Annotated in this window: 10 protein-coding genes and 1 pseudogene; 2 read left to right on the top strand and 9 right to left on the bottom strand. The window is 71.9% G+C overall.

What is annotated here, in order from left to right; genetic code table 11:
- The first annotated feature begins 82 nt into the window (after window positions 1–82).
- On the top strand, window positions 83–784 hold the full coding sequence (locus ACIBJF_RS22315) for a CBS domain-containing protein (protein WP_399175993.1): 702 nt from the start codon (window positions 83–85) through the stop codon (window positions 782–784).
- Between the two features lie 226 nt (window positions 785–1,010).
- Window positions 1,011–2,229, top strand: a pseudogene (locus tag ACIBJF_RS22310) (RNA-guided endonuclease InsQ/TnpB family protein).
- Between the two features lie 80 nt (window positions 2,230–2,309).
- Here the strand turns inward: ACIBJF_RS22310 and ACIBJF_RS22305 are convergent.
- From ACIBJF_RS22305 to ACIBJF_RS22265, 9 genes are all read right to left on the bottom strand, one after another.
- The gene (locus ACIBJF_RS22305) at window positions 2,310–2,963 is read right to left on the bottom strand and encodes a CBS domain-containing protein (RefSeq protein WP_399175991.1); all 654 of its coding nucleotides are present in this window, start codon (window positions 2,961–2,963) and stop codon (window positions 2,310–2,312) included.
- Between the two features lie 24 nt (window positions 2,964–2,987).
- Window positions 2,988–3,446 carry a Crp/Fnr family transcriptional regulator gene (locus tag ACIBJF_RS22300; RefSeq protein WP_399175990.1) on the bottom strand — a complete coding sequence of 153 codons (459 nt, stop codon included), beginning with the start codon at window positions 3,444–3,446 and terminating at the stop codon, window positions 2,988–2,990.
- Between the two features lie 196 nt (window positions 3,447–3,642).
- Window positions 3,643–4,158: a DUF2231 domain-containing protein gene (locus ACIBJF_RS22295; protein WP_399175989.1), complete on the bottom strand. Its 516-nt coding sequence runs from the start codon at window positions 4,156–4,158 to the stop codon at window positions 3,643–3,645.
- Window positions 4,159–4,261: 103 nt separating this feature from the next.
- The gene (gene mshA / locus ACIBJF_RS22290; RefSeq protein ID WP_399175988.1) at window positions 4,262–5,605 is read right to left on the bottom strand and encodes a D-inositol-3-phosphate glycosyltransferase; all 1,344 of its coding nucleotides are present in this window, start codon (window positions 5,603–5,605) and stop codon (window positions 4,262–4,264) included.
- 12 nt (window positions 5,606–5,617) lie between these two features.
- Window positions 5,618–7,000 carry an L-serine ammonia-lyase gene (locus ACIBJF_RS22285; RefSeq protein ID WP_399175986.1) on the bottom strand — a complete coding sequence of 461 codons (1,383 nt, stop codon included), beginning with the start codon at window positions 6,998–7,000 and terminating at the stop codon, window positions 5,618–5,620.
- A 167-nt stretch (window positions 7,001–7,167) separates the two neighbouring features.
- Window positions 7,168–7,557 (bottom strand): glycine cleavage system protein H, encoded by a 390-nt coding sequence (locus ACIBJF_RS22280; protein WP_399175984.1) that lies wholly within the window; start codon window positions 7,555–7,557, stop codon window positions 7,168–7,170.
- Between the two features lie 43 nt (window positions 7,558–7,600).
- Window positions 7,601–8,782, bottom strand: a complete 1,182-nt coding sequence (locus ACIBJF_RS22275; RefSeq protein ID WP_399175982.1) for an NAD(P)/FAD-dependent oxidoreductase — start codon at window positions 8,780–8,782, stop codon at window positions 7,601–7,603.
- Window positions 8,783–8,954: 172 nt separating this feature from the next.
- Window positions 8,955–11,756, bottom strand: coding sequence for a SpoIIE family protein phosphatase (locus tag ACIBJF_RS22270; RefSeq protein ID WP_399175981.1), 2,802 nt, complete (start codon window positions 11,754–11,756; stop codon window positions 8,955–8,957).
- 115 nt (window positions 11,757–11,871) lie between these two features.
- Window positions 11,872–13,005 (bottom strand): aromatic ring-hydroxylating dioxygenase subunit alpha, encoded by a 1,134-nt coding sequence (locus ACIBJF_RS22265; RefSeq protein WP_399175980.1) that lies wholly within the window; start codon window positions 13,003–13,005, stop codon window positions 11,872–11,874.
- Between the last annotated feature and the right edge of the window lie 15 nt (window positions 13,006–13,020).

The following is a 13,020-nucleotide window of genomic DNA, read 5'->3' as shown; positions in this document are numbered from 1 at the left end:
CCACTCGGCCCATGGCCCGCACGGAACCGCCGCCGCAGCCTGAAGGTGTCCGACGACGGCACCCACGCCTCTGGAGGAGGCCATGAACGGCACTCCGGCCCTCGTGAACGACGTGATGACGCACCGGGTCGTCGCCCTGCGCGCTCAGGCGACCTTCAAGGACATCGTGAAGGTCATGCGCGAGTGGCGGGTCAGCGCCCTGCCGGTGCTGGACGACGCCGGCCGTGTCGTCGGCGTGGTCTCCGAGGCCGACCTGCTGGCCAAGGAGGAGTACCAGGACGGTGACATCGGCCGGTACGGGCGGGTTCGCCATCCCGCCGAGGTCCGCAAGGCGGACGCCGTGACCGCGGCGGAGCTGATGACCTCCCCTGCCGTCACCGTGGCAGCCGACGCCACGCCGGCCCACGCCGCGCGCCTCATGGCCCGCGCCAGGGTCAAGCGGCTGCCGGTCGTCGGCCGTGACGGCAGACTTCGTGGCATCGTCAGCCGCTCCGACCTGCTGAAGGTCTTTCTGCGAGACGACGAGGACATCGCGGAAGAGGTCAGGCGCGAGGTCGTCGTACGCCTCTTCGGCCCGCACACCGCCACCGTCCGGGTGGAGGTGCGCGACGGAGTCGTCACGCTGGCCGGCGGGGTGCGTGAGACGTCCCTGATTCCGCTCGCGGCGCGGCTCGCGCGGGCCGTGGCGGGTGTGGTGGACGTGCGGTGCGCCCTGGCCGGGCCGCCCCGCCGTCCGGACCTCGACCCCGACCTTCCCGAGCCCCACAGGGCGCACACGCCCTGAGAGACGGCGTCGGGCGCACCAGGAACCTGAACGGAGGGCGGGTTCACCGGGTTCCTCCGAGGATGCCCCGGCCTTCAGGCCGGGGAGGAATCGGACTCCTGCGGAGCAGGGCAGGGATAGCCGGATCGCCGTCAGGGCGATCCGGCGTCCACCCCGCACGGCGGTGATGCCGCCCACGATGATCGAGAGCTCTCAACTGTCAGTGGTCTCGGGTAGGTTCGGATGCATGACGACAGAGGCAGCCACGAAGGACACCGGGCATGCCCGGTACACCTTCCGTGTGCGCCTCGGCTGCCGCGCGGCGCGCACTCGAAGCGGAGTGGGATCGCTGCCGGTGGATCTGGAATGAGTGCGTCGCGAAGTCCCAGCAGGTCCACGCGCGGGGCCGGGCGACGGGCGAGAAGGTGACCTGTGGTCCGGGGCAGTTGGACAAGATGCTGACCGAGGCACGCGGGGTGTCGCCATGGCTGGCTGAGGGCGCGAGCGTGCCTCAGCAGCAGGTGATTCGGGACTTCGCCAGGTCGAGGGCGAAAGCGCTGAAGGACATCGGGGACCGGTTGCCGCAGCAGCGCCGGGCCCAGATGCCCCGCTTCAAGAAGAAGCGGCAGGCGCGGCCCAGCCTCAACTACACCAAGCGCGGTTTCCGCCTCAGGGACGGCCGCCTGCACCTTGCGGGCGGGATCGTGCTGAGGGTGGTGTGGTCGCGGGGCCTTCCGGCCGACCCGTCGAGTGTGCGGGTGTACCAGGACAGCCTCGGCCACTGGTATGCGTCCTTCGTCGTCCCGGCTCAGGTTCAGCCGCTCTGTGAGAGCGGCCGCGTCCTGGGCGTGGACTGGGGGGTGAAGGAGACCGCCGCCACCACCGACGACGCCTACGATCTGGCGCATGCCGAGCACGGCAGGCGGGCCGCGCAGCGGCTGGCGAGGTACCAGCGGATGATGGCCCGGCGACGCCGTCCGAAGGGACAGCCCGCATCCGCCGGCTACCGGCAGGCGCAGGCCCAGGCGGCGAAGCTGCACAAGAAGATCGCGAGGCAGCGGGAGGACACCGGCCGCAAGTGGGCCAAGTCCGTGGTGCGCGGCCACGACGGGGTTGCGGTGGAGGACTTCAGGCCGAGGTTCCTGGCGAAGACCACCATGGCCCGCAAGGCGGCCGATGCCGCCATCGCCGCGACGAAGCGTGCCCTGGTCGAGATGGGCCGCAAGCACGGGCGGGAGGTCCGTCTCGTGCACCCGGCGCACACCACGATGGACTGTGCCAAGTGCGGAGCGAGAACCAAGCACGCACTGCCTCTGTCGATGAGAACGTATGCCTGCACCGCGTGCGCAGCGGTGTCCCCCAGGGACGAGAACTCCGCCCGCGTGATGCTGGTCCGGGCAGGTTGGAACCCGGACGGTGCCGAGGGCGTAGGACCGCCGGGGCCGCCGGCTCCGGTGGCGGCCTGAGCCGTAAATCCCCGCTCAGCCCTGGAGGGTGACGCATTCCCCTCCCTCCAGGGAGGGGAGCCTTCAATCGTCCTCGTCTCTCACCCGGCGCCCGCGGTGGTGAGCTGGCAGTCCACACCCACGACGCCCTCCACGGCGCGCGTCATGCGTGCGGCGAGCGGTATCCGCGCGCCGTCCCGCACCCGCCCGGTCAGGGTCACGACACCGTCGGTGACCATGACGTGCACCGGTTCGACCGGGGCCGGGAAGAGCGGGTCGACGACATCGCGCCGGATCTCGTCGGCGAGGTCGTTGTCCGTCCGCAGGAACACCTTCAGCAGGTCCCCGCGGCTGACCACGCCTTCCAGCACGCCCTCTGCGTTCACGACGGGCAGCCGCTTGACGTGCCGCAGCGCCATGATGCGTGCGGCCTCGGCGAGCGTGGCGTCGGCGTGCACCGTGACGGCAGGGGTGCTCATCAGCTCGTCGGCGCACACGGCCCCCGCCTTGGCGAGGTCCGGCATCCGGCGCAGCTGCGTGAACCGGTCCGGATCGCTGTCCCGGAACTCCTCCTTGGGCAGCAGATCGGCCTCGGACACCACGCCGACCACCCGGCCGTCGCCCTCCAGCACGGGCAGGGCGCTGACCTGCCACTCTTCCATGCGCTCGACGACGTCCCTGAACAGAGCATTGCGGCCCACGGCGACGACGGCTCGCGTCATCACGTCACTCACCCGGTGCGGGCTGCTGTCCATGGCGTTCTCCTCACCGGACCGGGGTCAGGTCAGAGCACCGCTGCCGTAGGGGGCGTAGAGGTCGAGCAGCCGGACCCGGGAGGCATGCAGCCGTTGGGCGGCCACGCGCCCGACCCAGACGGCGATCGCCCGGCCGAACTCGGCGTCGGCCGCGCACATCGCGAGCACCGCCTCGGCGTCGAGCTCCCAGGCGCGCACCGGGCTGAGGGCCTCGGCTCCCAGGTGCCACAGGTACGGCGGGAAGTGCCAGGACCAGCCGACCAGTTCGCCGTGCCCGAGGGTCTCGATGACGGCGGCCCGGCGGCCCGGAATGTGCAGGTCGAGGGCGATGGTGCCGGTGCGCACGATCCAGAACCGGTCGGCGTGCCGGCCCTCCTCGAACAGGCGGGACCCGGCCTCGAAGGAGACCTCGTGCGCCAGGCGCATCAGCCGTTCGCGGTCGACGGGCTCAAGAGCCGCGCTCATGGTGGTGGTGGAGGTCATCGCCCCGACTCCCTTCGTGGCTTCTGCTCCCAGCGTGCGCGCGCCGGGCCGAGGCCGCCACGGGCCACTCGGGCCGGGCCTGGGGTCCTTCGGCCCCGAGCGGGACGTCCACCGGCACCAGCCATGGCCGGAAGCCGTCCGGCCCCACCGGAGGCAGACCTCTCGGCGGGGCCGGGCTCGGCGGATGGACGCCGGATCAGTCGTCGTGGTCCTTCGACCCCGTCGCCGTCTTCGAGTAGGCGTCGTGCCAGGCGGCCTTCGCTCCGGAGTCGCCGATCCGGTAGACGTCCACGACCGCTCCCACCGCGACGGCCAGCGAGAGCACGCCGACGACGATCCGTACCGGCAGGGCGGACCAGCGCATGCCGCGGCCCTGCCCGGGCTGCGCCGGAGCGCGCCGCCCCGCCCACCACACGACCGCCGCCAGCACGAACAGGCCCACGGCCCACGGCAGCAGTCCGTCGCCCAGCTCGGTGTGCCGGCGTACCAGGGCGTCGTCGTTCACGTGCCGTTCGAGCCACTCTCCGGCCTGCGTGGTCAACGGCACGCTGACCAGGGCGACGAAGGCGAGCACCGGGAGCAGGACGCCCAGCCGGCGGGCGGCGCGCGGCCAGAGCGCGGCCGTCAGCAGGGTCAGTGCGGTGAGGGGTATCAGCACGACGACCACATGGACGAACAGGACATGGGCGGGCAGACCGTTGATCAGAGTCATCCAGGGGCTCCTGAGGGGGGTGTGGGCGCGCGCCAGCCTGGCACAGCCACCTCTCAGTTGGCTCTCAGCCACTTGAGCCACAGGCGGTGTGTGCGCGGGGCGTTCACCTGTGGTGGCGGCGGCCGCGCAGCGCCGCGGCGTACACGTCCGCCGTCGTCGCCGCGGCGGTGTCCCAGCCGAAGCGACGGGCGTGCCGGGCGGCGGCCGCTCCCATCCGGGCGGAGAGTGACGGGTCGTCGGCGAAGGCGCACAGCGCCCGCGCGTAGTCCACCGGATCGTGCCCGCGTACGAGAACGCCGCTCACGCCGTTTCTCACCGCCACCGGAAGACCGCCCACCTCGGCGGCGATCACCGGCGTGCCGCAGGCCTGCGCCTCGACGGCGACGAGGCCGAAGGACTCGCTGTAGGACGGCATGACCAGAACGGACGCTGCCCGGTACCAGTCGGCGAGCTGGTCCTGGCCGACCGGCGGGCGGAACAGGACGACGTCGGAGATGCCGAGCCCGGCCGCCAGCTTCTGCAGTCCCTCCGGTTCGGCCAGACCGCTGCCGCTGGGCCCGCCCACCACGGGCACCCTGATCCGCTCCCGTAGCGGCGGCCGGTCCGCGAGCAGCCTGGCCACCGAGCGCAGCAGGATGTCGGGCGCCTTCAGCGGTTGTACGCGGCCCGCGAAGAGTGGGATCAGGGCGTCCCGCGGGAGGCCGAGGCGGGCCCGCGCCGCGGTCCGGCCGGCCGCGATGCCGGACGCGTCGGGCCGGAACCGGTCCAGGTTGACGCCCGGGTGGACGACGGCGACCCGGCCGGTGTCGGCGTCGTAGTGCCGCCGGAGCTCCTCCGCTTCCCTCTCGGTGTTCGCTATCAACCGGTCGGCCGCCCGTACGACTTGTGTCTCGCCGGTCACGCGGTGCGCGGGCTCGGGGGTGTCCCCCTCGGCGAGGGAGGCGTTCTTGACCTTGGCCATGGTGTGCATGGTGTGCACCAGCGGGACGCCCCAGCGTTCGGCGGCGAGGCGGCCGACGTGGCCGGAGAGCCAGTAGTGCGAGTGGAGCAGGTCGTAGTGACCGGGGCGGTGGTCGGCCCAGGCCTGCGTCACGCCGTGCGTGAAGGCGCAGAGTTGGGCGGGCAGGTCCTCCTTGGCCAGACCTTCGTAGGGTCCGGCGGTCACGTGCCGTACCAGGACTCCGGGTGCCAGTTCGACGCTGGGCGGGAGTGCGGCGGAGGTGGCCCGCGTGAAGATCTCCACTTCGATGCCGATGGCGGCTAGGCGCTTGGCGAGTTCGACGATGTAGACGTTCATCCCGCCGGCGTCGCCGGTGCCCGGCTGGTGCAGCGGTGAAGTGTGCACGCTGAGCATCGCGACGCGCCGGGGGCGGCTGTGGGCGCCGGGCGACCGCGGCCCGGGCAGGTGGATGCGCGGCACGCTTCCTCGCTCGATGACCCGTACCATCGCCTCTCAGCCTCAGCACTCGATGACGTTGACGGCGAGTCCGCCGCGGGCGGTCTCCTTGTACTTGACCTTCATGTCGGCGCCGGTCTCCTTCATCGTCTTGATGACCTTGTCCAGGGAGACGTGGTGGCGGCCGTCGCCGCGCAGGGCCATGCGGGCGGCGGTCACGGCCTTGACCGCGGCCATGCCGTTGCGCTCGATGCACGGGATCTGGACCAGTCCGCCGACCGGGTCGCAGGTCAGGCCGAGGTTGTGCTCCATGCCGATCTCGGCGGCGTTCTCCACCTGTTCGGGGCTGCCGCCGAGGACCTCGGCGAGGCCGCCCGCGGCCATCGAGCAGGCGGAGCCGACCTCGCCCTGGCAGCCGACCTCGGCGCCGGAGATGGAGGCGTTCTCCTTGAAGAGCATGCCGATCGCGCCGGCGGCCAGCAGGAAGCGGACCACTCCGTCCTCGTCTGCGCCGGGGACGAAGTTGATGTAGTAGTGCAGGACCGCCGGGATGATGCCGGCCGCGCCGTTCGTCGGGGCGGTCACCACCCGGCCGCCGGCGGCGTTCTCCTCGTTCACCGCCATCGCGTAGAGGGTCACCCACTCCATCGCCCGGCTCGCCGGGTCGCCCTCGCTGCGCAGCGCCCGGGCCGCCGCCGCGGCCCGCCGGCGGACCTTCAGGCCGCCGGGGAGGATGCCCTCGCGGGACAGGCCGCGGGAGACGCAGCCTTCCATGACCCGCCAGATCTCGAGCAGACCCGCGCGGATCTCGTCCTCGCCGCGCCAGGCCTTCTCGTTCTCCAGCATCAGCGCGGAGATGGACAGGCCCGTGTCGCGGGCGAGTCGGAGCAGTTCGTCACCGGTGTGGAACGGGTGCGCCAACTCGGTGTCGTCGGGCTTGATCCGGTCCGCCCCCACGGCGTCCTCGTCGACCACGAAACCGCCGCCGACCGAGTAGTACGTCTTCTCCAGCAGCGGCAGGCCGTCGGCGTCGTACGCGAACAGCGTCATGCCGTTGGCGTGGTACGGCAATGCGCGCCTGCGGTGCAGGACCAGCTGGGTCGAGGCGTCGAAGTCGATCTCGTGGGCGGGGCCGATCTCGGCACCGAGGAGGCGGATGCGCCCGGTGCCGCGGATCCGCTCCACGTCCAGGTCGGCCTGGGTGACGTCGACCGTGTGCGGTTCGTTGCCCTCCAGGCCGAGCAGGACGGCCTTGGGGGTGCCGTGGCCGTGGCCGGTGGCGCCGAGGGAGCCGAACAGTTCCGCTCGTACCGCGGCGGTCTGGGCCAGTACGCCGTCCTTCTTCAGCCGGGCGGCGAACATGGCGGCGGCGCGCATCGGGCCGACGGTGTGCGAGCTGGACGGGCCGATGCCGATGGAGAACAGGTCGAAGACGCTGATTGCCACGCCATACTCCGTGGGGTGGGCGGGGTGTGCCGGGCATGGTCCCGGGCGCCCCGGTGGGGGGTTGTCGGTTACAGGGCTGGGGAGCGGGGGTGCTTCGCGGCGCGGCGTCAGGGCCTCGCTGTCGCGCCGCGGCGGCCGGGGCAGCCCTCGGCGTACGTGTCGCAGGGTCATCGGCACTCTCCTCGAACGTGGGCGCAGTGGGCGGCGTACGCATCGGCGGACAGCGCGCCGGCGATGTTCTCCACCCGCAGCCTGAACAGCCACCCACGGCTGTAGAGCGCGGAGTTGACGACTCCGGGATCGTCGGCCAGCGCGGGGTTCACTTCCAGGACCCGGCCGGTGGCAGGGGCGTACAGGGCGCCCGCACCGGTCGACGAGGTGATCTCCCCGCAGACCTCCCCGGCCTCGACCCAGGTGCCGACGTCGGGCAGCCGGAGGTGGACGACCTCGCCGAGGACCTCGGCGGCGAACGCGGTGATGCCGACGGTGGCGTTGCCCTCGTCCACGACGAGCCACTCGTGGTCCCAGGTGTACCTCAGGTGCCGCGGAATCCTCATGGCGGCCTCCCGGTCGGGCTGGAGGGGGAGTTGACGCGCTGGGTCATGAGGTGACGGGCACGGCGGCGGGAGCGAGGGTGCGACGGAGCCGGTTGAACAGCTTCGGCTGGTTCAGGGAGAGCACCGCGACCGGCGTGTCCTCGCGGCGGTAGACGGCGGTGAAGGAATGGCTGTCGAGGTCACCGTCGACGACCTGGGGCTCGGCGCCGGGAGCGACGTGTCCGGCGAGCTGGATGCGCACCTGGTACTGGTCGGACCAGAAGTACGGCGCGGTGACCGGGGCAGGGGCCGACACGCCTGAGAGCAGCGTGCGGGCGGCGGTCCTCGCCTGCTCGGCGGCGTTGCTCCAGTGCTCGATGCGGGCGTGCCGCCCCGTGAAGGGGTTGGGGCAGCGAGCGACGTCGCCGACGGCGACCACGCCCGGGACGCCGGTGGCGCAGCCGGCGTCGCACACCACGCCGTCGTCCACGTGTACGCCGGAACCGGCGAGCCAGTCGGTGGCGGGGCGTACGCCCACTCCGACCACGACGATGTCGGCGGGCAGCACGCGCCCGTCCGTCAGCCGTACGCCGGTCACCCGGCCGTCGCCGGTGAGTCCCGCCACGCCGGTTCCGCACAGCAGGCCGACCCCGTGATCGCTGTGCAGCGAGGAGCACACCAGCCCCATCTCGCGGCCCAGTTGGCGTTCCAGCGGCACGTTCAGCGCTTCGACCACGGTGACGTGGAGCCCGAGCCGGTGGGCGGTGGAGGCCACCTCGGCGCCGATGAAGCCCGCGCCGATGACGACGAGACGGGGCAGACCGTTCAACAGCTCGGCGCGCAGGGCCTGGGCGTCGTCCAGGGTGCGCAGGGTGTGCACGCCGGCCAGTCCGTCCGCGCCGGGGAGCGTGCGGGGAGCGGCGCCGGTGGCGACGACGACGCCTTCGGTACGCACATGCCGCCCGCCGGCCAGAGTGACGGTCCGGGCGGCGGGGTCGAGCGCCACCGCGCGCTCGCCGAGCAGCCACTGCACGTCCAGGTCCGCGTATTCGTCCGCGTCGCCGAGCGCGAGGGCGTCGGCGTCGAGGTCGCCCTTGAGGAAGTCCTTGGACAGCGGCGGGCGGTCGTAGGGGGCGTGCCGCTCTTCGCCGACGACGACGATCTCGCCGTCGTAGCCCTCTGCGCGCAGCGCGCGGACCGTGCTCAGACCGGCCAGCGACGCGCCGACGACGGTGATGCTCCTCATGCGGGCTCCCCGGGAGACTGTCTCGAATGGCACAACAACCTTCGCTATACGCAACATGCTTTCCGCCGCGTCGTACCACTGTCAAGGGGACGGCATGCACCGGTCCCCCATGGCGAAGAAAATTGCGCGATGTGCAACAGAAAGGGCCGCCGAAGCGGGCGAGGGCCCGATGTCAGAGGGCGGACTCGTCCCACTCGTCCAGCAGCGCCTCGCCCATGGCTTCCTCAGGCCCGACCTCGGCGGTCTCCAGTGACTGCTCGCACCAGATGACCTTGCCGCGAGCGGTGTACCGCACTCCCCAGCGGCGGGCGAACTGGGCGACGAGGAACAGCCCTCGGCCGCCCTCGTCGGTGGCGGCCGCACGACGCATGTGCGGTGATGTGCTGCTGCCGTCGGCGACTTCGCAGATCAGACTGTCCCGGTCGAGCAGCAGACGGAGCCGGATGGGCTCGCCTCCGTAGCGGATGGCGTTGGTGACCAGTTCGCTCAGGATGAGTTCGGTCGTGTAGGAGATCTCGTCCAGACCCCAGGACTCCAGGCGGCGGGCGCAGGCGGCGCGCAGGGGAGCGATGGCGGCGGGATCGGAGGGCATGTCCCAGTCGGCGACCCGGTCCGGGTCCGTGAGCCGGGTGCGGGCGACCAGCAGGGCGATGTCGTCGCTGGGACGGTCGGGCACCAGGGCGTCGAACACGGCCTGACAGTCCTGTTCCGGTGTCCGGTCGGGCTCGGCCAGGGCGCCGGCGAGGAGCCGGAGGCCTGCGTCGAGGTCCCGGTCGCGGTTCTCGACCAGTCCGTCGGTGTAGAGAGCGAGCCGGGAGCCCTCGGCCAGGTGCAGTTCGGCGGTCTCGACGGGCAGCCCGGCGCAGAGGCCGAGCGGCGGTGAGACGGGAACGTCGGGGAACGTGACCGTGCCGTCCGGGCTGACGAGGGCGGGTCCGGGGTGACCGGCACCGGCGATGCAGCAGCGGCCGGAGACGGGATCGTAGACCGCGAACAGGCAGGTGGCACCGGTGATGCCGGCGCCGTCGCCCTCGCCCTTGGCGGTCTCGGTCTCGTCGATCTGCGCGACCAGTTCGTCCAGGTGGCTCAGGAGTTCGTCGGGCGGCAGGTCGAGGGCACAGAAATTGTGGACCACGGTGCGCAGGCGGCCCATGGTCGCGGCGGCGTGCAGTCCGTAGCCGACGACATCGCCGACGACGAGGGCGACCCGGGCCCCGGGCAGGGGGATGACGTCGAACCAGTCCCCGCTCACCTTCGCCTGGGCGGGGAGATAGCGGTAGGCCACGTCCAGGGCCGACTGCTCGGGCAGGGCACGGGGAAGCAGGCTGCGCTGCAGGGTGGCCGCCATGGTGTGCTCACGGGTGTAGCGGCGGGCGTTGTCGATCGCGACCGCCGCGCGGGCCGCCAGCTCCTCGGCGACGGCCAGATCCTCCTCGGTGAAGGCTTCCTGGTCCGAGCGCCAGAAGTCGGCCACTCCCAACGCGATGCCGCGGGCCTGCAGCGGCACGCTGACCAGCGACCGGATACCGAAGTCCAGTATGCGCCGCGCCCGCTCGGGATCCTGCGCCCGCCAGCTTCGCGAGGCACGCAGATCGCGCTCCAGTACGGCGTGGCCCCGGCGCAGCCCCTGTGCCTGCGGCATCTCCGGCAGCCAGGTGATCATCTGGTCCACGCGGTACAGCGGATGGTCGTCGCGGACGCCGCGCACGGCCGTACGGTGCATGGCGAGGCTCGTACCGTCCGGTTCCTCGCCCCGGCGCACCGCCTCCAGCAGCGCGACGGTGGCGAAGTCCGCGAACCGGGGTACGGCGATCTCGGTCAGTTCCTCCGCCGTGCGCACCACGTCGAGTGTGGTGCCGATCCGCACCCCGGCGTCGTACAGCAGTTGCAGGCGTTCGCGCGCGATCCGGGCACGGCCGGCCAGCTCGCGCAGCTCGGTGGTGTCCCGCAGGGTCGCCACGCTGCCGCCGGCCCCGCCGTGCGGGATGGTCGGACGGACGTTGACCGCGAGCAGCCGCTCGCCCGCCAGGACCACCTCGTCGCTCACGGCCCGGTCCGAGGCGAGCAGCGTCGCGGCAGGCGGGGACAGACCGAGCTCGGTGATCCGCCTGCCCGTCGCGTCCGCGGGCAGATCCAGCAGGCGGCTCGCCTCGTCGTTGGCCAGCTGCAGCCGCCCCTCGCCGTCCAGGACGAGCACGCCTTCGCGGACCGAGTGCAGGACCGCGTCGTGGTGCTCGTACATCCGCGTCATCTCGGCCGGTTCCAGCCCGTGCGTCTGCCGGCGCAGTCGCCGGCTCACCAGGGCCGACCCGCCCGTGACCAGCACCAGCCCGGCGGCTGCGGATCCGAACAGCAGCGGCAGCTGTCGCATCACCATGCGGTCCACTCTCTGGACCGAGATGCCGACGGAGACCAGTCCGACGACCTTGCCGTCGGCGTCGGTGACCGGGACCATCGTGTCCACGGCCCGGCCGACCCCGGGCGTGTTGTACGTGGCCTGGTGCACCTTGCCCGCCAGCGCGTCGGCGTAGGAGCCGACGACACGCTTGCCGATGAGGTGCGGGTCGGGGTGGGTCCAGCGGATGCCGGTCGGGCTGAAGGCGATGACGTAGTTGACCCTGGCCAGCTTCCGGGCCTCCTCCGCACGCGGCTGCAGCACCGCGCTGGGGTCGGCGGACTTCATGGCGGCCACCGTCCCCGGGGCGTGCGCGAAGGTCTCGGCGCCGACGAGTGAGCGGGCCCGGGCCGCCTGCAGGCTGGAGTTGCGGGCCTGCAGCACCAGGGCCGCCACCGCGGCGACGACGAGCAGCAGCACGACCCCCACCTGGAGGATGAGGACCTGGCCGGCGATGCTGTGCACGTTCAGGACGGAGGGCAGCCGTGCCGGTGGCCGTCGCGAGGCCTGCCCCTCGTCCCCGGGCCCCGCCGCCTGTGCGGTGCCTGGCCTTCGGGTCGCACGCCGTTGCCTGGCCATATCTCCAGTATGGGTGGCTGCCCGACGGACCCGGCCGAAGCGGACGGCGGACGGCGCGTCCACCTGCCGGAAGGCCGAGCGGCAGGTGGACGCGCGGAACCCGGGTGGGCGGGGGTCAGCGGGCGGGCCGGACGTCGAGCCTGTCCTGCAGCCAGGTGTGGAAGGCGCCGATGTGGTGCTCGCTGGGCACCAGGACGCCGCCCTTGGCGTAGGCCCGCGAGCTCATGCCCGGCTGGGTGCGCTCACAGGCGTCGAAGTCCTGCTGGTTGACGCGGTGGAACAGCTCCACCGAGCGGTCCACGTCCTTGCCGCTCTCCACCACGTGCGGCAGGTACAGCCAGTCGCACTCCACCACCGTGCGGTCGGACGCCAACGGGTACATCCGGTGGAAGATCACGTGGTCGGGCACGAGGTTGATGAACACCTGCGGCTTGACCGTGATCGCGTAGTAGCGGCGGTCCTGGTCGTCCGCGACGCCCGGGATACGGTCCAGGCCCTCGCTGCCGTCGACCGTGAAGCCCTTGACCTCCTCACCGAACTCCGCGCCGTGGCCGACGTAGTACTGCGCCGCGTAGCCGTCGGCGAACTCCGGCAGCACCTCGGTCAGTTCGGGGTGGATGGTCGCGCAGTGATAGCACTCCATGAAGTTCTCGATGATCAGCTTCCAGTTGGCCTTCACGTCGTACGTGATCCGCCGGCCGACCTGCAGGTCCTCGATGCCGTAGTTCTCGATCGACTCGGTGTCGCCGAGCCGCTCGACCACCGCGCCGATCACGTCCTGCTCGAAGGACGGCGGGGTGTCGGCCAGGCACACCCACACATAGCCGAGCCATTCGCGGACGTGCACGTTGATCAGGCCGTACTCGGTGCGGTCGATGTCCGGCATCGACGTCAGGTTCGGCGCCGCGACCAGCTTGCCGTCCAGGCCGTAGGTCCAGGCGTGGTACGGGCACTGGAACGCGCGCTTGACCTCACCGGACTCCTCCAGGCAGAGCTTCGCGCCCCGGTGCCGGCAGATGTTCAGGAACGCCTTGATCGAGCCGTCCCGGGAGCGGGAGACCAGAACGCTCTCGCGGCCCACCTGATAGGTGCGGAACTGGCCCGGCTTCGCCAGGTCCGAGGCGCGGGCCACACAGAACCACATGGCCTCGAAGATCCGCTCCTGCTCCAGGGTGAAGACCTCGGGGTCGGTGTAGTACTCCCCGGTCAGCGTGGCGATCAGGCTGGGGGGAAGGCTGGTCGTCGTCATCGTGATCACCTCGGA

Source organism: Streptomyces sp. NPDC050743, assembly GCF_044456925.1.
GTDB lineage: Bacteria > Actinomycetota > Actinomycetes > Streptomycetales > Streptomycetaceae > Streptomyces.
The sequence above is the reverse complement of the archived record's forward strand: the minus strand, read 5'-3'. Positions and strand labels throughout refer to the sequence as shown.

Bases quoted from the DNA above. Each gene is read 5' to 3' on its own strand.
- ACIBJF_RS22315 (WP_399175993.1), top strand. From the start codon at position 83: ATGAACGGCACTCCGGCCCTCGTGAACGACGTGATGACGCACCGGGTC.
- ACIBJF_RS22305 (WP_399175991.1), bottom strand. From the start codon at position 2,963: ATGGACAGCAGCCCGCACCGGGTGAGTGACGTGATGACGCGAGCCGTC.
- ACIBJF_RS22300 (WP_399175990.1), bottom strand. From the start codon at position 3,446: ATGACCTCCACCACCACCATGAGCGCGGCTCTTGAGCCCGTCGACCGC.
- ACIBJF_RS22295 (WP_399175989.1), bottom strand. From the start codon at position 4,158: ATGACTCTGATCAACGGTCTGCCCGCCCATGTCCTGTTCGTCCATGTG.
- mshA (WP_399175988.1), bottom strand. From the start codon at position 5,605: ATGGTACGGGTCATCGAGCGAGGAAGCGTGCCGCGCATCCACCTGCCC.
- ACIBJF_RS22280 (WP_399175984.1), bottom strand. From the start codon at position 7,557: ATGAGGATTCCGCGGCACCTGAGGTACACCTGGGACCACGAGTGGCTC.
- ACIBJF_RS22275 (WP_399175982.1), bottom strand. From the start codon at position 8,782: ATGAGGAGCATCACCGTCGTCGGCGCGTCGCTGGCCGGTCTGAGCACG.
- ACIBJF_RS22270 (WP_399175981.1), bottom strand. From the start codon at position 11,756: ATGGCCAGGCAACGGCGTGCGACCCGAAGGCCAGGCACCGCACAGGCG.
- ACIBJF_RS22265 (WP_399175980.1), bottom strand. From the start codon at position 13,005: ATGACGACGACCAGCCTTCCCCCCAGCCTGATCGCCACGCTGACCGGG.